This is a genomic window from Stenotrophomonas sp. 05L414_2 (genome assembly GCF_056397905.1).
Map to the genome: position 1 here is coordinate 13489 of NZ_JBFTOJ010000072.1, position 21006 is coordinate 34494.

Below are 21006 nucleotides of genomic sequence, written 5' to 3' on the forward strand. Positions count from 1 at the left end.
GCCAACGGCGCAGCCCCTCGTGGGTGAGCGCTGAAAGCAACRGCCGTGGTTGGCCGGGCGGGTGGGGTTCGCGGGGGACTATCCACCCGCCCGGCCAGCCCTCAGCAATCCAGCTTTCCACGACCCGCCCGCCCCCACCCACGAGGGGCTGCGCCGTTGGCTGGAAGCGATCGACAGGCAACGCCCGACCACGAACAGATACAGGGCGAACACCACCACCACGCCAATCCAGCCGAATTCCTCGGCCAAAACCGAGAACGCGAAATCGGTGGTGTACTCGGGCAGGAAATCCAGCGTGGCCTGTGTGCCGTGGCCCCAGCCGCGCCCCTGCATGCCACCCGAGCCGATGGCGATGCGCGACTGCAGGATGTTCCAGCCGGTGCCCAACGGATCGGCAGCCGGATCCAGGAAGGTCAGCACGCGATTCTTCTGGTATTGCCGCAGCAGCCCGAACCACGCCAGTGGCGCAGCCACCGATACCGCACTCAAGCCGGCCACCACCCAGCGCCACTGCAGTCCAGCCAGCAGCAACGCAAACACGCCACTGGCCGTCACCAGGGTGGCGGTACCCAGGTTGGGCTGCATCAGGATCAGCACGGCTGGCACCCCGATCAGGACCGCTGCCGTCAGCACCGTGCGCGGCGATGGCGGCAGCGGCTGGCGGTGCAGATACCAGGCCATCATCAACGGCAGGCTGAGCTTGAGCAGTTCCGAAGGCTGCAGGTAGAACACGCCGAGGTTGAGCCAGCGCTGCCCGTATTTGCCGGTGCCGATCACGTACACCGCCATCAGCGGCAGCATCGACAGTGCATAGATCGCCGGCGTCCACGCGCGCAGGCGCAGCAGCGAAACCCGCGACAGCAGCCACATCGCTGCCAGGCCACCGGCAAAGCGCATCGCCTGCCCGTGCACCGGCCCGTTCACGCTGTGCAGCACCGCCAGGCCTGCGCCCATCAGGATCAACAACGCGATCAGCAACGGCAGATCGATCGTGCGCAGCGCCTCACGGCAGCCACCAAGCATTCGTTTCCATTTCACCCGCGGCACGGTAGCAACCGGCGCTTTCGCGAAGCTGTCAGCGCTGTTTGACGCTATCGACTCCTTCGGCGACAACTGCCTTGGGCGCCCGGATTTTTCGGGTTTCAAACAATTCTGATTGGAGCCGCAAGGGCCCCGTGCACATCATGTGCGGCCACCGACAACGGGTGGCACGGGACTCCAATCCCGTTTGATAGATGCGTTGTTTACGCTTGCCAGCCGGCGTCGCTTTTTCTTGTTGAGCGGCGTCGGCTGGCAATCCGTCCGTGCGTCTTTGGCGGGCGGTGCGTGGAGGGCCTCGTGCCCGCCGGCGTTCCAGCGTCTATCACCGGTATTGGAGCCACGCATCGCCTGCCACCCTCGCCTCCACGCGGGGTGGCCCTTGCCGACCGCACGAGGCCCCCGCCATGTCCGCTTCCACCTACCCGTACCTGTTCGCCACGCTGGGCGAGGCTGCTCACCAGCTGCCGCATGACATCGCCCGCGCGCTGGAAACCACGCTCACTGCAACGCAGGCCGCCAACGCGCCTGGCGGCCCTACCCTGCTGGACTGCCTGCAGCGCATCCGCCARGTGGAAGCRGCAGATGGCCAGCCGTGGCCRMRCMARGGGCGAACGCAGGCGCAGTGYATGGCGATGGCGCGCATCGACCGCGCCAATGCCGGGCTGACCTTCCTGCTGGAACTGCTGCACGCCAGCGAACGCGTGCGCGTGGACGGGGACGACACGCAGCACCTGCCCGACGACGCCCGCGAAGGCCTGCTGCTGGCCTGCCGAGGCCTGTCGGAATACGTGGCTGTGCAGTTGCAGGCCGCGTAATGCGCACGTCGCTGTGCCCTCGCCTGCCTCTCGTACAGCGCATGCCGGCCCTGAGCCGAGCATGGCTCGGCACTACAAAGAGCGAAGCGACCCGCTTCTGCTCTGCTTTATTTCTCTTTGCGTGGGTGGCCACCGCAGGAAACTGTCAGAGGCCGGGCGGGGTGGGTTCGCGGGGGTGTCCGCGGCATGGATGCCGCGGCCAAGCCCCCAGGGATGGGTTCACGGCGTCCCCCGCGAATCCACCCCGCCCGGCCAACCACGGCTGTTGCTTTCAGCAACCACCCACGAGGGGCTGCGCCGATGGCTGGAAACTACCCGTAACCGCCATGCACCGGATTGTGACGACGCACCGCCATCACCARCCCGAWCCCCGCCAGCARCGACACCGCCGASGTRCCGCCRTAACTGATCARCGGCATCGGMAYRCCCACCACCGGCAGCARKCCGGAAATCATYCCGCCGTTSACCAGYACRTASACGAAGAACGCCAGACCCGTGGCACCGGCCAGCAGGCGCGAGTACGAATCGCGCGACTGGCTGGCGATCCACAGACAGCGCCCGATCACCACCAGGTACAGCGTCAGCACCAGCGCCACGCCGATCCAGCCGAACTCCTCGCTCAGCACCGAGAACGCGAAGTCGGTGGTCTGCTCGGGAATGAAATTCAGGTGCGACTGCGAGCCTTCGCCCCAGCCCTTGCCGTCGAAACCGCCGGAACCAATGGCGATCTTCGACTGGATGATGTTCCAGCCCGCGCCCAGCGCATCCATTTCCGGGTCGAGGAACATCATGATGCGGTCCTTCTGGTACGGCCGCAGCAACCAGAACCAGGCGACCGGCGCCACCGCTGCCACGCCGCCCACGCCCAGCCCCACCCACCACCACGGCAGGCCCGCCAGCAGCAGCACGAACACACCACTGGCGGCGATCAGCACGCCGGTGCCGAAGTCCGGCTGCAGCATCACCAGCCCGGTCGGCACACCGATGATCACCATCGCCACCAGCACCGTGTTGAAGCGCGGCGGCAGCGGCATCTTGTGCAGGTACCAGGCCACCATCATCGGCAGGCTGACCTTGAGCAGTTCGGCCGGCTGCAGGTAGAAGAACTTGAGGTCCAGCCACTGCCGGCCGTATTTTCCCGTTCCCAGCGCGAACACCGCCAGCAACGGGATCATCGAGATGGCGTAGATCAGTGGCGTGGCCGAGCGGATGCGCAGGATCGGCGCCCGCGAAATGCCCCACATCGCCGCCAGACCCACGGCAAAACGCACGCCCTGCGCCATCACCAGGCCATCGCCGCCAGCACTCTTCAACGTTGCCAGGCCGATCACCATCAGCGCGCCCAGCGCCAGGCACAGCAGCCAGTCGAGGCTGCTGAAGAACCGCTGCAGCATTTCCCCGGCCCAGCGCAGGAAGGCGCTCATCGGCTGGCCTCCGCCGCGACGGTCGGGCGAGGACCGACGGGCAACGCCGCAGCAGATGGCGAACCCGGAACCGGTGCCGGCGCCGGTGGCGGTGCGGGCATGCCGATCAGCACCGGGTGCTCGCCCAGCTCGGCGGCGGCGGCGTCGCCGGCCGGGCGCGCGTTCACGTCCTCATTGTCGAAGGCGGTGATGCCGATGGCGGTGGTGCCGCGTTCGCTGTCCAGCGGCTGCATGCCTTCAGGCATCTTGCCCAGCAGCCAGGCATCGAAGATCTTGCGCGCGATCGGTGCGGCCGCCGCGCCGCCGTAACCGCCGCCTTCCACGGCGATGGCCAGCGCGATCACCGGCTGCTCGGCCGGCGCGAAGCCGACGAACAGCGCACGGTGGCGCAGGTGCATCGGCAGGCTTCTGGGATTGACCGCGGCCGTGCCCTTGCGGCTGACGACCTGTGCCGTGCCTGTCTTGCCCGCCATCGTGTACGGCGCGCCGGCCGCCATGCGTGCGGCGCTGCCGCCGGGAAGCATGGTGGCCATCATGCCTTCGCGCACGGCCTGAAGATTGTTCGGGTTGGGGCTGACCGGCTTGCTCGGGCCGGGCTCCGCCGCCACCCAGTCGCTGTCGAAACCAGCACGCTGCTGCATCACCAGATGCGGCGTGCGCAGCTGGCCATTGGCCAGGCCGCTGACACCACGGGCCAGCTGCAGCGGGGTAACCTTCCAGTCGCCCTGGCCGATGCTGATGTTCACCGTGTCGCCGGGATACCAGGCTTCCTTGCGGCTCTTCCGCTTGTAGGCCGGCGACGGCAGGATGCCGGAGATCTCGCCGGTCAGATCGATGCCGGTCGGCTGGCCGAAGCCGTAGTACTCCATGTAATGGTCGAACCGCTCGATGCCCAGGTCCAATGCCAGCCGGTAGTAGTACGTATTGACCGACTGCGCGATGGACTTGCGCAGATCGGTCCAGCCGTGACCGCCACGATGTGAATCACCCCAGCCACGCGAGGTGCCCGGCAGGTAGAACATGCCGGTCGACAGCACCTTGTCCTCCGGACGGCGGACGCCCGAATCGAGGCCGGCCAGGCCGATCAGCGGCTTSAKSGTCGAACCGGGGGCMACGCCGCCSAGYACCAGSCGRTTGAACTGCGGSCGCGASGGGTTGTCGTTCAGCGCCTTGAAATCGGCATGCGAGATGCCGTTGACGAACAGGTTCGGGTCGTAGGACGGCAGGCTGACCATCGCCAGCACTTCACCGGTACGCGGGTCCATCGCCACGGCCGAACCTTCCTGATCACCGAAGGCAGCCACCATCGCCCGCTGCAGGTCGGCGTCGATCGACAGCCGCAGGTCGGCGCCGGATTGCGCAGCGACACGACCGATGGTGCGGATCGCGCGGCCCTGCACGTTGGTCTCGACCTGCTCGTAGCCGACCTTGCCGCGCAGTTCCTGCTCGTAATAACGCTCCAGGCCGGACTTGCCGATGTGGGTCAATGCGGCATTGCCCTCGCCGAGGATCTCCAGATCCTTGTCATCGACCCGGCCAACGTAGCCGATGATGTGCGCGAAGAGGTCGCCATAGGGATAGCGACGGGTCAGGTACGGTTCCAGCTCGACGCCGGGAAAGCGCCAGCGGTCCACCGCGAAGCGCGCCATTTCCTCATCGCTCATGCGCAGCTTCAGCGTGACCGGCAGGAACTTGCGGCGCGCCTTGCGCGACTTGTTGAACGCTTCCAGCTCTTCCGGGCTGATCTGGATGATCTTCGCCAGCCCTTCCAGGGTGGCGTCCATGTCCTTGACCTTGTCCGGGGTCACATCCAGGCGGAATGCCGGCACGTTCTCGGCCAACAACCGACCATTGCGGTCATAGATCATGCCGCGCCCGGGCACCACCGGCCGCGGCTTGATGCGGTTGGCTTCGGATCGGGTGGCGTAGATGTCGTGGTCCAGCACCTGCAGCTTGAAGTACCAGCCGCCCAGGCCCAGCAGGCAGACCAGCACGCCGAAGAAGCCCAACGCCGCACGGCGCCGGAACTGTTCGGCTTCGGCGTGCGGATTCTTGACCTGGCGGCGCGGCAGCATGGCTCAGCGCCCGCGCTTGCCGAAGCGCACCGCGTCCAGCAGTACGAACACCAGCGGCCATAGGCCCATGCCCAGCAACGGTGCCCACCAGTACGACCACGGCAGGGTCGGCTCGCCCACCAGGATATGGACCAGCGCGCTGACGATGCGATCGTTGAACAGCAGGCCGCCGATGGCCAGCATCTGCTGCGACATCGGGAAGAAGCGGATGCGCGCGCGGAAGCGCTGCAGGATGAAGGCCAGCATCACCAAGCGCAGCGCCTGCTCGCCCAGCACCCCGCCATACAGCAGGTCGGCGACGACGCCGCTGGCGAAGGCGATGCCGAGGCCGACGCGCTCGGGTGCTTCGATGACCCAGTAGGCCAGCACCAGTGCGAGCCAATATGGACGCAGCGGCTGCAGCAGCGCGGGCAACGGCAGCAGGCCCAGCAGCAGGGCCACCACCAGGCTGGCCGGCAGCACCCATCGGTTGTCGCGAAGGCGGCTCATCGCTGCGCCTCCGGCTGCGGTTGGGTGGGCTGCGGTTGGGTGGGCTGCGGTTGAGTTTGCTGCGGTTGCCGGCCAGCGGCCGGCACTACCGGGGAGGGCTGCATCGTCGAAGGCGCGGGGGCCGACGAGTTCGTCGCAGAAGGGGACGGCTGCCGGCCAGCGGCCGGCACTACCGGGGTAGCCTGCGTTGCTGCAGGCGCGGGGCCGGTCGGCAGCGCTGTGGCATCGGCCGGGCCACCGGGAGCGGCCTGTTCCATCTGCAGGCGCAGGTTCGGCGGAATGCGGATCGCAGCGCCGGGGCGCAGCAGCAGCACGTCGCGACCGCGATCAAGCTGCGCGGCCGGTTTCAGTTCGCCCACCAGGAAGGCATGGGTATCGTCCGGGCGCAGCCCGGTGATGGTGCCGACCGGGAATCCGGCAGGGAAGCGGCCACCGAGACCGGACGTGACGATCTCATCGCCCACTTCCACGCCGGCGCTGAGCGGGATGTCGCGCAGTTCCAGCTTGTCGCCGCGGCCGTAGACGATCAGGCGCACGCCATTGCGGGCCACGGTCACCGGCACCGCGTGGTCGGGGTCGGTCAGCAACAGCACGGTGGAGCTGCCCGCGGTCACGCTGATCACCTGGCCCATCAGGCCGCCGGAATCGATCACCGCCTGGCCGACGTGCACGCCTTCGCGGCTGCCGGCGTCCAGCACCAGGCGCTGTTTGACCGGGTCCAGGTCGATGTCCAGGATCGGCGCCAGCTGCACGTCCAGGCCACTGCGCTCGGCCACGTTCAGCAGTTCGCGCAGCTGCGCGTTGTCCAGTGCGGCGGTCTGCAGGCGGGTCAGGCGGGCGTTGGCCAGCAGCAGCTGGTTGCGCAGCTCGCGGTTCTCGGTCACCAGCTGGCCGTGGCTGGCGGCGGTGTCGCGCACCTGGCCGCCGAGCTTGCCGGGCAGGCCGGCCAGGGCCCACACCGGCTGCACCAGGCTGTTGGCCTGCTCGCGCAGACGCGCCAGCCAGCCAGCCTGGTCGTCGAGGACGATCAAGGTGATTGCCAGTGCGAGATAGGCCAGCAGCCGCAGCGGGCTGGCGGCATCACCGGATCGGGAAGCGACGGGAGGTCCGGCGTAGGGCGGCACGGCAGCGATTCAACTGGCAGAAGGCGGAAGGGAAACACGCGGGCGCCCCGCCGGTGCCGACCCGCCGATGTGGCGGGCCGCACCCCGGAGGGGCGCTGCGGGCGCAGGCAGCCGGGACGGCTTATTCCGGCGCAAAGAACTCGTTGCCGTGCATGTCGACCAGTTCCAGCGCACGACCGCCACCGCGGGCCACGCAGGTCAGCGGGTCATCAGCCACCTGCACGTGCAGACCGGTTTCCTCGGAAATCAGGCGGTCCATGTCGCGCAGCAGGGCGCCACCACCGGTCAGCACGATGCCGCGCTCGGCGACGTCGGCGCACAGTTCCGGCGGGGTCTGTTCCAGTGCCAGCTTGACCGCGCTGACAATGCCGGACAGCGGCTCGTGCAGCGCTTCAAGCACTTCGTTGGAGCTGATCTTGATCATCTTCGGCACGCCCTCGGCGAGGTTGCGGCCGGAGATTTCCATCTCGATCGCTTCCGCCTGCGGGTAGGCACAGCCCAGTTCGACCTTGATGCGCTCGGCGGTGGCTTCACCGATCAGCATGCCGTGGTTGCGGCGCACGTAGTTGGTGATCGATTCGTCGAAGCGGTCGCCGCCGATACGCACCGAGGCGGAATAGACGATGCCGTTRAGCGAGATCACCGCCACTTCAGTGGTGCCGCCGCCGATATCGATGACCATCGAGCCACGGGCCTCGGTGACCGGCATGCCGGCACCGATCGCAGCCGCCATCGGCTCTTCGATCAGGAACACGTCACGGGCACCGGCCTCCTCGGCCGMKTCCTTGATGGCGCGGCGCTCGACCTGGGTCGAGCCGGCCGGCACGCAGACCAGCACGCGCGGGCTCGGGCGCAGGAAGCGCGACTTGTGCACCTTCTTGATGAAGTGCTTGAGCATCGCTTCGGTGTAGGTGAAGTCGGCGATGACACCGTCCTTCATCGGGCGGATGGTGGTGATGTGGCCCGGGGTACGGCCAAGCATCTGCTTGGCCTCGGCGCCAACGGCTGCCACCGACCGGGTACCACCAATGGCGCGATCCTGGCGCACAGCGACCACGGACGGCTCGTTCAGCACGATTCCCTGCCCACGCACATAGATGAGGGTGTTGGCCGTGCCCAGGTCGATGGACAGGTCATTGGAGAACATGCCGCGCAGTTTCTTGAACATCTGGGAGTTGATCCTGAGGGGTGTCGCGCCCAACGCGGGATGGCGAAAAAATGGGCAGAAATCGAGGTCGACAAGCCTAGCAACCTGCCTGCCGCCGAGCAAGGAGAAAACTAGCTGAACCCGCGCCTTCACAGGCTTTCGGCCTGATCGGGCATCACCCGGTTCTGGCCCTGAGCGGCACCAGCGGGTAACCTTTGCGCCGTCGGGCGCCCAAGGGCGCCGTTTGCTTGCCTGCCTAAGTGGGCAGGCCCACCCCAAAATTCACCGCATAGGCTTACATCGATGTCCGCTCTGATCTGTGGTTCTCTTGCCTTCGACACCATCATGGTGTTCCCGGACCAGTTCAAGAATCACATCCTGCCGGACAAGGTGCACATCCTGAACGTGTCCTTCCTGGTSCCGCGCATGCGCCGCGAATTCGGCGGCTGCGCCGGCAACATCGCCTACAACCTGCACCTGCTCGGTGGCGATCCGATCCCGATGGGCACGGTGGGTTCGGACTTCGGCCCGTACCGCGAGCACTYCGATGCCCTGGGCATCGACCTCACCCGCGTGCGCGTGATCGATGAGCTGTTCACCCCGCAGGCGTTCATCACCACCGACCACGACAACAACCAGATCACCGCCTTCCACCCGGGCGCGATGATGCGTTCCTACGAAAACCACGTGCGCGACGTGCCGGGCGTCAGCCTGGGCCTGGTCGGCCCGGACGGCCGCGAAGGCATGATCCAGAACGCGCTGGAATTCCACGAAGACGGCGTGCCGTTCATCTTCGACCCGGGCCAGGCCATGCCGCTGTTCAACGGCCCGGAACTGCGCGAGTTCATCGAGCAGGCCGATTACGTGGTGGTCAACGACTATGAGTCGAACCTGCTGCAGGAACGCACCGGCTGGAACGAAAAAGAGATCGTCAGCCGGGTCAAGGCCTACATCACCACCCGCGGCCCGAAGGGCGCAGTGATCCACACCCCGGAAAAGAGCTACGACATCCCGCCGGCGCACGAGCGCCGCGTGGTCGATCCGACCGGCTGTGGCGACGCGTTCCGCGCCGGCCTGATCTACGGCATCCAGAAGGGCTTCGACTGGCTGACCATCGGCCGCATGGGCAACCTGATGGGCGCGCTGAAGGTCGAGCACCCGGGCACCCAGAACCAGCGCTTCACCTTCGATGAGTTCAACGAGCAGTTCAAGCAGCAGTTCGGTTACGCGTTGAACGCGTAAACGAACTGCCCGCGCATTTCTCCTTATCCCCGCGCCTTCGGCGCGCCCCCTTGAACAACAAGGGGGCTCTCCACCCGAGGCGCTATCGGGAATGCTTCTGGCGGGAATGCCTCTGGTAGGTGTCGACCTTGGTCGACACTGCCGGCCAACGGCCGGCACCGCATCGCCGCCCCGCCCTTCCGGCTCAGGGCCTGGCCTTCGGCAACCGGTACAGCTCTTTTTCGTAGGCCAGCGTGCCCCACATCGCGTAGGCATGTGCGCGCCGTGCCAGTTCCGGCCGCAGCGGCTGCGGCTGCAGCTGGTCGCTGGCCGGGTCGTAGCGGAAGCCCTGCGCTGGCTTGTCCGGCTGCAGGATGGCCACGTCGTTGCCCTCCATCCACGCCAGATTGCGGTCGTACTGCATCAGCGCGCGTCCGGGCTGCARCCGCTGCAGGTCGGTCAGGTCCTGGCCAACGGTGGGGGTGGCATCGGCAATGCCCAGCAATGACAACAGCGTCGGCGGCAGATCGATCTGGCTGACGATGCGGGCATCGCGGCGCGCCTCGATGCCGCCGCCAAGGATCAACCCGGGAATATGGAAGTTGCCGATCGGCACCATGTTCCTGCCGAACACCCGCGAATCATGGTCGGCCACCACCAGGAACACGGTGTCCTGCCAGTACGGTGAGGCCATCGCCTTGCGGAAGAACTCGCCCAGCGCGTAGTCGGCGTACTTGGCGGCGTTGTCGCGGGTCTGCTTCGGTTGCTCGTACAGGTCGATTCGGCCGTCGGGGAACTCGAAGGGATCGTGGTTGCTGGAGGTGAACACCAGGCCGAAGAACGGCGTGCCCTGCGCTTTCAGCTGCCGGAACTGCTGGTCGGCGCGAGCGAACAGATCCTCGTCCGACGCGCCCCAGGAGCCGACGAAGGCCGGCTTGCGGTAATCCTTGCGGTCCACAATGCGGGTGAAGCCATTGGCGAGAAAGAACTCGCGCATGTTGTCGAAGTGGCTTTCACCGCCGTAGTAGAAGCCGGTGTCGTAGCCATGCCGCCCCAGCACATCGGCCAGGGTGAAAAAGCGCTGGCGGCTGGCGGGCAGCTTCACCACCGATTCGGCCGGGGTCGGCGGGAACCCGGTCAGGACCGCCTCGATGCCGCGCACCGAACGCGTGCCGGTGGCATACAGCCGCTCGAACGCCCAGCCCTGCCTGCTCAGGCGGTCGTAGCTGGGCGACAGCGGTCGTCCGCCGAGACTGCCGATGAACTGCGCGCCCAGGCTTTCTTCCAGCACGATCACCAGATTGCGCGGCTTGCCCTGGTACTGCGGCGGACGCAGCGCCAGGCTCGGCAACGCGTCGGAGACGTACGCCGATGCCGGCAGGCCGCTGCTGGCGCGCAGTTCGCTGACCACCTCGGCAAGCGGCAGGTCACCGTAGACGCGAGAGGTTTCGCTGCGGGTCGCCAGTTGCCGCGCGGCATAGCCGACGGTGTACAGCGAATTCAGCGGCAAGGCGTTGATGGTGGGGTCGGTGGAGAATGCCACCAGCGCCGGATTCAAGGGCCGATGACCCAGGCTGGAACGCACGCCCAGCGCCGCCAGCAGCAGCACCAGCAACGCCAATGGCAGCCGCCATAGCCATCCGGCTTCGACTGCGAGCGCCGGGCTGTTGCCGACCCAGCGCCGCGACCCGCGAAGCAATGCCCAGAACAGCACGATCACAGCGGCAACTTCGATCACCACGGCCAGCAGATGGCCGCGCAGCAGCGTCATCCCGACTTCTTCGGGATAGATCAGATACTCCAGGAACAGCCGATTGGGGCGCAGGCCGTACTCGGCCATGAAGCTCGGCGTGGCCAGTTCCATGAACACCAGCAGCACGCTCGCCAGGATCAGCCACCACCGCAACAGATGGCGCCACGCGCGGCCCACGCGTCCYTCCAGCGGCAACAGCAGCGCCAGCACCGCAGGGATGCCGTACAGCAGGCACAGGGTCGAYACATCCACCCGCAGCCCCTGCAGCAACACCGTGGACCAGCCGTCGGCAGCACTCACCCGCGCGGCATGCCACAGCGACAGCCCCAGCCGGGACAACGACAGGGCGACCAGGCCAAACAGGAAGAAGGCGGCAATCGGACACAGACGCCGGTACAGCGACACCCACACAGCTCGGAGCATGAAAGGAATCCAGAAATGGAGCAAAGGACACCCATGCCCCATCCCTGGCAGCGGGCCACACCGGACAACGTGTTACCCGACACAACCACCAGCGCAGCGAAACTTCCCGCCGGCACCTTCAGCATCCACCTCAGCTTCAACCGACCGCGCACAATACACTGTGATGACAGTCGGCAGTTGACTGCAGGTGCGGCCCCTGGCTACCCGCCAGCGCGCGCGCAGAGCACCGCGCTAGCCTCCCCAGCGCTCCAGCACCGCCCCGCAATCGGCCAGGTGCCAACAGGCCATGCCCGGCCACGGGTTCTCCGGAGCATTGACCAGAAGCGTACGGCTGCCCGCCGCCCGGCCGCATTCCAGATCGAAGCGGTAATCGCCCACCATCACCACCTGCGCGGGCTCAACCTGCCAGCGCTGCTGGAAGTACTGCAGGCCGGCCGGTGAGGGTTTCGGCTCGGCCTCGTCGCGGCCGATGATGTCGTCTTCGGCAAAGACGTCGCCCAGCCCGATCGCCTGCAGGGTGACCTGGGCCAGGCTGCGCACGTTGCGGGTCAGAATGCCCAGCCGGCAGCCGGCGCCCTGCAGCGCGCGTACCAGCGCCACCGCTCCCGTTGCCGGCTGGGAAGCAGCGGCCAGCGCACGCTCGTGCGCCAGCAGCCAGGCGTGCTTGGCGCTGGCCTCTGCGGCCGGCAACCCGGCCAAGTGGGTGAGTATGTCATCCTCCTGCGGAATCGCCAGTTCGCGCTTGATCCGCGCGAAATCATGCACCGCCACGGTCAGCGTGCCATCCATGTCGAACACCCAGTGGCGGATCGCCGACAGCGACGACGCAGCCGCCGGTGCCTGCACGGTCAACGCCACCACGCCGGCATGCGGCTGGCATCCACGCCACCGGTCTCGAACACGGCCGTGCGCGTGCCACCGGCCTTGACCGGGAACTCGATGCTGATCGACTTGCCCTTGGCTGCCAGCTTCCACAACGCCTTCTGGTCGGTGATGAACATGGCGATCGCCTCGTCGGTCTTCGGCCGCCAGGCCGCCATGGAGACCGGCTTGCCGCCGTCCACCGTGACCTTCACCGTGCACTGCGGGCAACGGAAATCGCCGGCCTGCAGCACCAGGTAGGCATGACGCTTCCATTCGGGGTGGTCGCGGAACACCAGCTGCACCGGCTTGGCGCCGCTGCCATCCACATCCACCCGCTCCTTGCTGAAGATCTGCGCCGACACCTGGTTGCCCTTGCTGCCAACCGGAATCTGGTTGTACTGCCACAGCGCCTGCATGCGGCGCAGGTCGCGCGCGGCATCGCCCTTGGCCTTGACCTCGTCGAAGCCGGCGGCGATGCGCTCGGCGGCGGCGGTGTCCTTGTACTGGTCCAGCAGCGAGGCGCCATGCAGGCGCGCACGCTCCCAGTCCTGCGCGGCCACGGCCATGTCGTACTGCTTGGCCACGTCTTCGGCCTTGGCCTCCTTCTGCGCCTGCACGGCGGCCGCGGCGGCTTCCTGCGCCTTGCGCTCTTCCTCGGGGTTACTGCAGGCGGCCAGGGCCAGGGTGCAGGCGGTGAGCAGGATCAGTCGTTTCATGGCGGAGTCCTTTACGGGTGCATCCCGATTCTATCGGCAGCGAAAAGCGGATACAGCAACGGCGGGTTTCCCCGCCGTTGCTGGTAAAGCAGTATCGGGTTGCCGGCCAGCGGCCGGCACTACCGTTTACTTGGCTTCAGCCTTGGCCAGCATGTCCTGCACCGAGGCGGTGGTGATCGGGTGGTAGCCCGGCTTGGCCTTCTCGAAGGCCTGCTTGGCCAGCTCCAGACCCTTCGGGGTCTTCACCAGTTCGGCGTAGATCGGCAGGATCAGCTTGCGACGGCCGACACGCTCGATGAACGCAGCGGCCGCTTCATTGGCCTGCTCGTAGCCGCTGCGGATGGTCAGCGGGTACCAGCGCATGGCGATCTCGCCATTGGGGGTGCCAGTGAAGTGGAACGCCTTGTCCAGCGTGGCCAGCTTGTCCAACGGCTGGGTGGCACCCAGGCCGTCGATGAAACGGACCCACTCCTGGGTGCTCCACTCGGCGATCACCTGGCTGCTCGGCACGGTGCCGGCGCTGGCGAAGGCGATGCGCGCGGTATCGACGCTGCTGAAATTGCGCGACTGCGCCTTGGCTGCGAACGCCGGAATGCCCGGCTCGTCCAGCCACGCCTTCAGTTCGGCCTCGGTCACCGCCGACGGATTCTTCGGCAGCAGGTTCTTCTTCAGGTACTCGACGAACTGGTCGGTGTTGGCGCTCTGGAAGGCGTGGTCATCGAACCAGCCGCGCAGGAACGGGTCGAAGGTTTCGCGGCCGAAGCGCTGTTCCAGGAATTCCAGGAACCAAGAACCCTTGACGTAAGCCACTTGGCTCAGGGCTTCGTCCGGGTCACGTTCGTTCAGCGGCGGCAGCGCCAACGCCTGGTCGGCCGGACTCATGTCCTTCACTTCGGCCAGCAGATCGGTCTGGTCGATCTGCTTTTCCATCTCGGCCATCTCCTTGCCGTACAGGGCTTCGGTGATGCGGCCCTGGACGTAGGTGGTGAAGCCTTCGTTGAGCCAGATGTCCTTCCAGCTTGCATTGGTCACCAGGTTGCCCGACCAGCTGTGTGCCAGTTCATGGGCGACCAGCGATACCAGCGACTTGTCGCCGACGATCACGGTCGGSGTGGCGAAGGTCAGGCGCGGGTTTTCCATGCCGCCGAACGGGAACGACGGCGGCAGCACCAGCATGTCGTAGCGGCCCCAGCGGTATTCGCCGTACAGCTTTTCGGCGGCACCGATCATCTTCTCGGTGTCTTCGAATTCCTTGGCGGCCTTGTTGACCATGGTCGGCTCGGCCCAGACGCCGGAGCGGCCGGAGATCGGCTCGAACACCAGGTCGCCGGCGGCGATGGCCAGCAGGTAGGACGGAATCGGCTGCGGCATCTTGAAGGTGTAGTCACCGTCACGCGCGGCCTTGGGATCGTTGTCGGCGCTCATCAGCACCATCACGTCCGGGCGCGAGACCACGTGCGCGCTGTAGGTGAAGCGCACGCTCGGGGTGTCCTGCAGCGGTACCCAGGAACGGGCGTGGATCGCCTGCGACTGGCTGAACATGAAGGGCAGCTTCTTGCCCTCGGTCATCGACGGCGCCAGCCACTGCAGGCCCGAAGCGGTCGGTGCTGTGTGGTAGGTCACTTCGACCTTGGCCGGCTGTTGCGGGGTTTCGATGGTCAGCTTGCTGCCGAACACCTTGTCGGCCGGGGCCAGCACGAACTGCAGCGAGCTGCGCGCGCCGTCAGCGGCGATCGCTTCGACCTTGGCGATGCTCAGCTCGCGGGTGTCCAGCACCAGCTGCTTGGCGTCCTTCTGCTTCCATTCCAGGGTGTAGGTGGCGGTGCCGCCGATCTGCTTCTGGTCGAAGTCCAGCTTCAGGTCCAGCGCGATGTCCTTGACGACGACCTTGTCCGGCTCGGCGTACGAGCTTTCATCGTGGCTGCGGTTTTCGGCGTTCACGGGGGCGGCGGGAGCCTTCTGGGCAGTCGGAGCGGCGGCGGGTGCGGCCGCCTCCTGGGAGCAGCCGGCGGCCAGGGCCACGGCCAGCGGAAGGAGCATCAGCGGATTGCGCATGAATCGGGACCGTTACGGGGAACAAACCCCAATGGTACCTCTCCCCCGACCGGGAAGCGTTGCGCGGTGCGGGGTAATGGCCGGCCCCGCGATGGCCCGGTAGGTGCCAACCTTGGTTGGCACGGATCCATCATCGCTCGCGCCACGTGCCGAACTTGCTGCTTCTGGCAGGTGCCAACCTTGGTTGGCACGGACCTGTCAGCGCTCGCGGACGGGCGTGTGCCAACCAAGGTTGGCACCTACCAGGACCGTGCCTGGACGTTGCGTGGTAGCGCCGGGCCATGCCCGGCGACCGTCAAGGCTTACAGCTTGTAGCCGGAGTGGATCGAGACGATGCCGCCGGTCAGGTTCTTGTAGTGGCAGCGCTCGAAGCCGGCCTGCCCCATCATCGCCTTCAGCTCTTCCTGCGGCGGATGCTTGCGGATGCTCTCGGCCAGGTACTGGTAGCTGTCCGAATCGTTGGCGAACAGCTTGCCCAGCTTCGGCAGGATCTTGAACGAGTGGAAGTCGTAGATCGGCTTGAACCAGTCGGCGGTGACTTCGGAGAACTCCAGCACGCGGGCCTGGCCGCCCACCTTCAGCACGCGGAACATCTCGCGCAGGCCAGCGTCCTTGTCGGTCACGTTGYGCAGACCAAAGGCGATGGTCACCAGGTCGAAGCTGTTGTCCGGGAACGGCAGGGCCTCGGCGTTGCACTGCACGTAGTCCAGGCCCAGCACCAGGCCGCGGTTGGTCAGGCGGTCACGGCCGACCGACAGCATGCCGGCGTTGATGTCGCCCAGCACCACCGAGCCCTCGGCACCGACGCGCTCCTTCAGCAGCGCGGCGATATCGCCGGTGCCACCGGCCAGGTCGAGCACGCGGTCACCCGGCTTCACCTGCGCGGTGGCGACGTAGTAGCGCTTCCATGCCCGGTGCACGCCCATGCTCATCAGGTCGTTCATCAGGTCGTAGTTGCGCGCGACCGACGTGAACACCTGGCCGACCAGCTTCTGCTTGTCCTTGGCGTCAACGTCGCGGAACCCGAAATGGGTGGTACCGGATTTGTAGGGGGATTCGCTCATGCCCCCGATTATCGCACCGCCGGGCCCCTGCGGGGAACGCTGGCCGTATCATGGCGCCCCACGACCTACCGGAGCCCCGCATGATCACCACGCCCGACTACCAGGCCCTGCTGCAGACCGCCATTGCCGAAGCCCGCCAGGGGCTGGCCGAAGGCGGCGTGCCGATCGGCGCGGCGCTGTACCACAACGACGGCCGCCTGCTCGGCTGCGGCCACAACCGCCGCGTGCAGGAAGGTGACCCGTCCGTGCATGGCGAAACCGATGCCTTCCGCAAGGCCGGCCGCCAGCGCCGCTACCAGGACACCATCATGGTCACGACCCTGGCCCCCTGCTGGTACTGCTCGGGCCTGGTGCGGCAGTTCAACATCGGCACGGTGGTGGTCGGCGAATCGCGCACTTTCCAGGGCGGCATCGACTGGCTGCGGGAAAACGGCGTCAACGTGATCGACCTGGACAGCCAGGAATGCGTGGACCTGCTTGGCGGTTTCATTGCGCAACATCCGGAAATCTGGAACGAAGACATCGGCGAATGAGCATCCGCCACGGCTGATGAGCCCGCCTTGATGAACGCTTCAGTGCCGGCACAGCCTTGTGCCGGCAGCGTCTGCACGCTTCAACGTGAACTGCTGCGCAGTCAGCTGCGTGCGGTCAACACGCGCCACTAACATCCTGCTGCGCAGCGACGTCTAGGGTGGAATGCAACCGGGCCCCCGCCCCGGATTGGAGCCGACCATGCAAGCGCATGCCGTACGTCCTCGCAGTGACCCGGCCCTCGCCGCGATCTGGAGCCGACTGCAGCAGCAATACGCACTGCACCAGCGCAGTGCCCCTTTCTGGAGCGCCTACCAGGACATGCAGCAGGATCTGCTGCACGACCATCCCCGCGACTTGGTGCGCCTGTGCAATGCGATGGCCGCCATGGCCGAACGCCTGGGTGCGGTTGAACACGCACAGCTGCTGCGCCATCGCCACGCTGGCTGCACATCACGCTGACGCGGCATGCACCGCCGCCCGGGCCACACTGTAATGGGCCCCCACTCCCTTCACCTCCAACCGATTGGATCGTCATGCACGCTGAAGTTCCCGCCATTCCCCCTGTCATCAATGTCGATGCGGAGCTGGATTACTGGCGCCGCCAGCACGCCGATGGCGCACTCGCGCACACCTCGTTCGGCACCTATGTCCCGTGGATCAAGTTCGCCTGTGATTCGCTGATCACCCAGCCACGCGCCAGCAACGCCCAGCGCGATGAGCTGTTCCAGACCCAGTACGCCCTGCAGATCATGCCGCGCCTGAGTGAAGCGCAGGCCCGCGAATTCGTCGAACGCTGCTGGCAGCACGTCTACCTGGCCAGCCCGGTGCGCAGCCAGGAAGCACCGCGCCTGCGCGCCTGAGTCCACGCCTGCTGCACGGCACCTGCACGGCCATGTGCCGATGATCGTCGCCATTCCCGTGGAACGATGACGATGAGCGCAAGGAACCTGTTCAATACGATCGCCAAGAAGGCCGCGGCCGCCACCGGCTCGCCGTGGACCTTCCTGGCCGCAGTATCGATCGTCGTGCTGTGGGGCATCAGCGGCCCCATATTCAAGTTCAACGACACCTGGCAGCTSGTGATCAACACCGGCACCACSATCATCACCTTCCTGATGGTGTTCCTGATCCAGCACACGCAGAACTCGGACACCGCGGCGATGCAGATCAAGCTGGACGAGCTGATCCGCGCCACCGCCGAGGCCAACAACGAGCTGCTGGACCTGGAAGAGCTGGACGAAGAGCGCCTGGAAGAGATCCGCGCCGAGTACGAAAGGATGGCGCGCGAAGCCGGCGACGCATTGACGCGGGTACGCGCCTGCCGCACCGAGCGGCGCGACGACGAAGCGGTGTAGCCCTGCTCATTGACCGGTAGCGCCGGCCGCTGGCCGGCAACTGCACGATCCCTGTTGATCCCGCGCGCTGCCGGCCAGCGGCCGGCACTACCGGTCTGCGCGCTTACCCGCGCTCGTGCCAGCCGCCGCCCAGCACCTTGTACAGCGTGATGCGGTTGGCCTGCTGCGCAAGCTGCGTCTGCAGCTGGCTCTGCTGCGCGTTGTAGGCGGTACGACGTGCATCCAGCAGGGTGACGAAGCTGTCCAGGCCCGCGTCATAGCGCGCCTGCGACAGGCGGTTGGCCTGCTCGGCCGCTTCCACCAGGCGCTGCTGCGAGGCCGCCTGTTCATCCAGGCTGACATTCAATGCCAGCGCATCGGCGGTTTCGCGGAAACCACTCTGGATCGACTTTTCGTACTGCGCGAGTGCGATATCACGATCGGCGTTGGCCACGGCCAGGTTCGCGCGCAGCTTGCCGCCCTGGAAGATCGGCAAGGTGATCTTCGGCAGGAAGCTCCACACCCGCGTACCGCTGTCGAACAGGCCGGACAATTCACCCGAACCACTGCCGATGCTGCCGGTCAGCGAGATGCTGGGGAAGAAGGCAGCGCGTGCGGCACCGATGTTGGCATTGGCCGCCAACAGCTGATGCTCCGCCGCCATGATGTCCGGGCGCTGCAGCAGCACGTCGCTGGGCAGGCCAGCCGGCGGTGGTGCCAACGCAAGCACCTGCGGCGCGATGCTGTCCGGCAGCAGCGCCGGATCCAGCTGGCCACCGGCCAGCAGCGCCAGCGCGTTGCGGTCCTGGGCCAGCTGCCCACGCAGGCGTGCGGCATCGGTACGCGCAGTCTCGACCAGGGTGCGGGTCTGGGTCAGTTCCAACCCCGAACTGCCACCGCGTTCATGGCGTGCTTCGGCCAGGCGCAGCGAATCCTCATAGGTCTTCACCGTGGCTTCGGCGATTTTCAACTGTTGCGCGTCGGCACCGTAGGTCAACCACGCGGTGGCGGTCTCGGCCACCAGGCTCAGCTGCGCGTTGCGGCGGTTGGCGGCTACAGCGAAGTACTGCTGCAGCGCGGCTTCGCTCAGGTTGCGCACGCGGCCGAACAGGTCCAGTTCGAACTCGGCCACGCCGACGCCCGCGCTGAACTGCTCGGTGACCGGCACGTCGCCACCGCGGCGGTCCATCTGCCCGGTCACGGCCACGCCCGGCACCCGGTCTGCGCGCTGCACGCGATACTGGCCACGCGCCTTTTCGACGTTGAGCACGGCCACGCGCAGGTCGCGGTTGTTGTCCAGCGCCTGGCCGATCACCTGCTGCAGGCGCTCGTCGGTGAAGAAGTCACGCCAGCCGACCGCGGCCGCATCGGCCACTTCGCCCTGCGCGGCTTCGGCCGGCCACTGCGACGGAATGGCCGGGGCCACTGCGGTGTTCTTCGGCGCCAGGGTGCCGCAGCCGGCAAGCGCCAGTGCCGCAGCGATGGAGAGGAACAGAGATGCACTTTTCATTGGAATGACTTCCATCGGTACTGCCGGATGGCAGGAGGTAGTGCCGGCCGCTGGCCGGCAACCTCATTGGATTCGCATCAAGCGATCAGCAGCCGAAGAACAGCGGCACGAAGAACACGCCGAGTACGGTGCCGACCACCATGCCGCCGAGCACGCCGGTGCCGATCGCCTGCTTGGCGCCGGAGCCGGCACCGCTGGAGATCGCCAGCGGCAGCACGCCCATGCCGAAGGCCAGCGAGGTCATGATGATCGGGCGCAGACGGTCGCGGACCGCGTGCATCGTCGCTTCGATCAGCCCCGCGCCCTTCTCCAGATGCTCCTTGGCGAACTCGACGATCAGGATCGCGTTCTTGCTGGTCAAGCCCACCGTGGTCAGCATCGCCACCTGGAAATAGATGTCGCGCTCCATGCCACGGAAGGTATTGGCCAGCACCGCACCGAGGATGCCCAGCGGCGCCACCAGCAGCACCGAGGTCGGCACGCTCCAGCTTTCATACAACGCGGCAAGGCACAGGAACACGATCATCAGCGACAGGGTGTACAGCAGCGGCGTCTGCGAGCCCGCCTGGCGTTCCTGGTAGGACATCGCCGTCCACTCGACGCCGAAGCCCGCCGGCAACTGCTTGGCCAGCTGTTCGATCTCGGCCATGGCATCACCGGACGCCACGCCCGGGGCCGGTTCGCCCTGGATTTCGGTAGCCGACACGCCGTTGTAGCGTTCCAGGCGCGGCGAGCCGTAGTCCCAATGCTTGCTGGCGAAGGCGCTGAACGGAACCATCTCGCCCTTGTCGTTCTTCACCGACCAGAGATCGAAGTCCTCCGGCACCATGCGGAACGGCTGGTCAGCCTGCACGAACACGCGCTTGACGCGGCCGCGATCGATGAAGTCATCGATGTACGAGCTGCCCCACGCGGTGGCCAGGGTGGTGTTGACCTGGTCGATCGACAGGCCCAGCGAGCTGGCCTTGGCCACATCGATATCGATGCGGAACTGCGGCGTGTCCTCCTGGCCGTTCGGTCGCACGTTGGCCAGCTTCTTGCTGCCGGCCGCCAGGCCCAGCAGCTGGTTGCGGGCCGCCAGCAATGCCTCGTGGCCCTGGCCGCTGTTGTCCTTCAGGAAGAAGGTGTAGCCGGAGGCCGTGCCCAGTTCCGGAATGGCCGGCGGCGGGAAGGCAAAGATGAAGGCATCCTTGATCTGCCCCAGCGCGGCCATCGCGCGTCCGGTGATCGGCATCACACCGTTGTCGGCGTCACGATCCTTCCAGTCCTTCAGCTTGACGAAGGCCATGCCCGCGTTCTGGCCCATGCCGGCGAAGCTGAAGCCCTGCACCGAGAACACCGACTCGACGGCACCCTTCTCGTTTTCCATGAAGTGCTTTTCGAGCGCGGCGATCGATTCCAGCGTGCGCTCCTGGGT

18 protein-coding genes and 1 pseudogene are annotated in these 21006 nt (G+C 66.7%); 6 read left to right on the plus strand and 13 right to left on the minus strand.

Translation table 11 applies throughout. The features are described 5' to 3' along the window. Positions 1-78: 78 nt before the first annotated feature. Positions 79-1023 carry an FtsW/RodA/SpoVE family cell cycle protein gene (locus AC1DJN_RS11880; RefSeq protein WP_478039245.1) on the minus strand — a complete coding sequence of 315 codons (945 nt, stop codon included), beginning with the start codon at positions 1021-1023 and terminating at the stop codon, positions 79-81. Between the two features lie 422 nt (positions 1024-1445). On the opposite strand from AC1DJN_RS11880, the gene AC1DJN_RS11885 reads away from it, so the two are divergent. Further along, positions 1446-1856: a hypothetical protein gene (locus tag AC1DJN_RS11885; protein ID WP_478039239.1), complete on the plus strand. Its 411-nt coding sequence runs from the start codon at positions 1446-1448 to the stop codon at positions 1854-1856. A 311-nt stretch (positions 1857-2167) separates the two neighbouring features. Here the strand turns inward: AC1DJN_RS11885 and rodA are convergent, their stop codons facing one another. The 5 genes from rodA to AC1DJN_RS11910 all read right to left on the minus strand — a co-directional run bounded on the left by rodA (position 2168) and on the right by AC1DJN_RS11910 (position 8136). Further along, positions 2168-3280, minus strand: coding sequence for a rod shape-determining protein RodA (rodA, locus tag AC1DJN_RS11890; RefSeq protein ID WP_478039240.1), 1113 nt, complete (start codon positions 3278-3280; stop codon positions 2168-2170). After that, positions 3277-5355: a penicillin-binding protein 2 gene (mrdA, locus tag AC1DJN_RS11895; RefSeq protein WP_478039241.1), complete on the minus strand. Its 2079-nt coding sequence runs from the start codon at positions 5353-5355 to the stop codon at positions 3277-3279. The genes rodA and mrdA overlap by 4 nt, the downstream gene beginning before the upstream one ends. Before the next feature lie 3 nt (positions 5356-5358). Then, positions 5359-5844 carry a rod shape-determining protein MreD gene (mreD, locus tag AC1DJN_RS11900; RefSeq protein ID WP_025877251.1) on the minus strand — a complete coding sequence of 162 codons (486 nt, stop codon included), beginning with the start codon at positions 5842-5844 and terminating at the stop codon, positions 5359-5361. Beyond that, positions 5841-6968, minus strand: coding sequence for a rod shape-determining protein MreC (mreC, locus tag AC1DJN_RS11905; protein ID WP_442252015.1), 1128 nt, complete (start codon positions 6966-6968; stop codon positions 5841-5843). Before mreC ends, mreD begins: the two co-directional genes overlap by 4 nt. Positions 6969-7089: 121 nt before the next feature. Continuing rightward, on the minus strand, positions 7090-8136 hold the full coding sequence (locus tag AC1DJN_RS11910) for a rod shape-determining protein (RefSeq protein WP_478039242.1): 1047 nt from the start codon (positions 8134-8136) through the stop codon (positions 7090-7092). A 282-nt stretch (positions 8137-8418) separates the two neighbouring features. Between AC1DJN_RS11910 and AC1DJN_RS11915 the strand changes: the two genes are divergently transcribed. Beyond that, positions 8419-9357: a carbohydrate kinase family protein gene (locus tag AC1DJN_RS11915; RefSeq protein ID WP_478039243.1), complete on the plus strand. Its 939-nt coding sequence runs from the start codon at positions 8419-8421 to the stop codon at positions 9355-9357. 184 nt (positions 9358-9541) lie between these two features. Here the strand turns inward: AC1DJN_RS11915 and AC1DJN_RS11920 are convergent, their stop codons facing one another. The 5 genes from AC1DJN_RS11920 to ubiE form a co-directional block, all read right to left on the minus strand. Next, positions 9542-11512 (minus strand): LTA synthase family protein, encoded by a 1971-nt coding sequence (locus AC1DJN_RS11920; RefSeq protein WP_442252016.1) that lies wholly within the window; start codon positions 11510-11512, stop codon positions 9542-9544. Between the two features lie 231 nt (positions 11513-11743). Next, a complete protein-coding gene (locus AC1DJN_RS11925) occupies positions 11744-12373 on the minus strand; it encodes an HAD family hydrolase (protein WP_345774644.1) in 630 nt (209 codons plus the stop codon). Further along, complete coding sequence (locus tag AC1DJN_RS11930; RefSeq protein WP_032976539.1) at positions 12361-13092, minus strand: lipoprotein; 732 nt, start codon at positions 13090-13092, stop codon at positions 12361-12363. Before AC1DJN_RS11930 ends, AC1DJN_RS11925 begins: the two co-directional genes overlap by 13 nt. Before the next feature lie 126 nt (positions 13093-13218). Further along, positions 13219-15147 carry a M1 family metallopeptidase gene (locus tag AC1DJN_RS11935; protein WP_442252017.1) on the minus strand — a complete coding sequence of 643 codons (1929 nt, stop codon included), beginning with the start codon at positions 15145-15147 and terminating at the stop codon, positions 13219-13221. A 302-nt stretch (positions 15148-15449) separates the two neighbouring features. Beyond that, positions 15450-16211 (minus strand): bifunctional demethylmenaquinone methyltransferase/2-methoxy-6-polyprenyl-1,4-benzoquinol methylase UbiE, encoded by a 762-nt coding sequence (gene ubiE, locus AC1DJN_RS11940; RefSeq protein ID WP_478039244.1) that lies wholly within the window; start codon positions 16209-16211, stop codon positions 15450-15452. A gap of 80 nt (positions 16212-16291) precedes the next feature. Between ubiE and AC1DJN_RS11945 the strand changes: the two genes are divergently transcribed. From AC1DJN_RS11945 to AC1DJN_RS11960, 4 genes are all read left to right on the plus strand, one after another. After that, entirely contained in the window at positions 16292-16744 is a 453-nt protein-coding gene (locus AC1DJN_RS11945) for a nucleoside deaminase (protein ID WP_005411083.1), read from the plus strand. A gap of 199 nt (positions 16745-16943) precedes the next feature. After that, positions 16944-17204 (plus strand): hypothetical protein, encoded by a 261-nt coding sequence (locus AC1DJN_RS11950; RefSeq protein WP_025877271.1) that lies wholly within the window; start codon positions 16944-16946, stop codon positions 17202-17204. A 74-nt stretch (positions 17205-17278) separates the two neighbouring features. After that, positions 17279-17605, plus strand: a complete 327-nt coding sequence (locus AC1DJN_RS11955; RefSeq protein ID WP_025877273.1) for a hypothetical protein — start codon at positions 17279-17281, stop codon at positions 17603-17605. Between the two features lie 72 nt (positions 17606-17677). Beyond that, a complete protein-coding gene (locus AC1DJN_RS11960) occupies positions 17678-18100 on the plus strand; it encodes a low affinity iron permease family protein (protein ID WP_025877275.1) in 423 nt (140 codons plus the stop codon). A gap of 103 nt (positions 18101-18203) precedes the next feature. Here AC1DJN_RS11960 and smeF read toward each other — a convergent pair whose 3' ends face one another. Together smeF and smeE are read right to left on the minus strand one after the other, a co-directional pair. Beyond that, complete coding sequence (smeF, locus tag AC1DJN_RS11965; RefSeq protein ID WP_117311417.1) at positions 18204-19604, minus strand: multidrug efflux RND transporter outer membrane subunit SmeF; 1401 nt, start codon at positions 19602-19604, stop codon at positions 18204-18206. 70 nt (positions 19605-19674) lie between these two features. Continuing rightward, positions 19675-21006 (minus strand): annotated as a pseudogene (gene smeE, locus AC1DJN_RS11970) (multidrug efflux RND transporter permease subunit SmeE); the annotation flags it as partial.

Excerpts from the sequence above, each read along its gene's own strand:
- AC1DJN_RS11950 (WP_025877271.1), top strand. The coding sequence starts at position 16,944 with ATGCAAGCGCATGCCGTACGTCCTCGCAGTGACCCGGCCCTCGCCGCG.
- AC1DJN_RS11930 (WP_032976539.1), bottom strand. The coding sequence starts at position 13,092 with ATGAAACGACTGATCCTGCTCACCGCCTGCACCCTGGCCCTGGCCGCC.
- AC1DJN_RS11880 (WP_478039245.1), bottom strand. The coding sequence starts at position 1,023 with ATGCTTGGTGGCTGCCGTGAGGCGCTGCGCACGATCGATCTGCCGTTG.
- AC1DJN_RS11945 (WP_005411083.1), top strand. The coding sequence starts at position 16,292 with ATGATCACCACGCCCGACTACCAGGCCCTGCTGCAGACCGCCATTGCC.
- AC1DJN_RS11955 (WP_025877273.1), top strand. The coding sequence starts at position 17,279 with ATGCACGCTGAAGTTCCCGCCATTCCCCCTGTCATCAATGTCGATGCG.
- mreD (WP_025877251.1), bottom strand. The coding sequence starts at position 5,844 with ATGAGCCGCCTTCGCGACAACCGATGGGTGCTGCCGGCCAGCCTGGTG.
- smeF (WP_117311417.1), bottom strand. The coding sequence starts at position 19,604 with ATGGAAGTCATTCCAATGAAAAGTGCATCTCTGTTCCTCTCCATCGCT.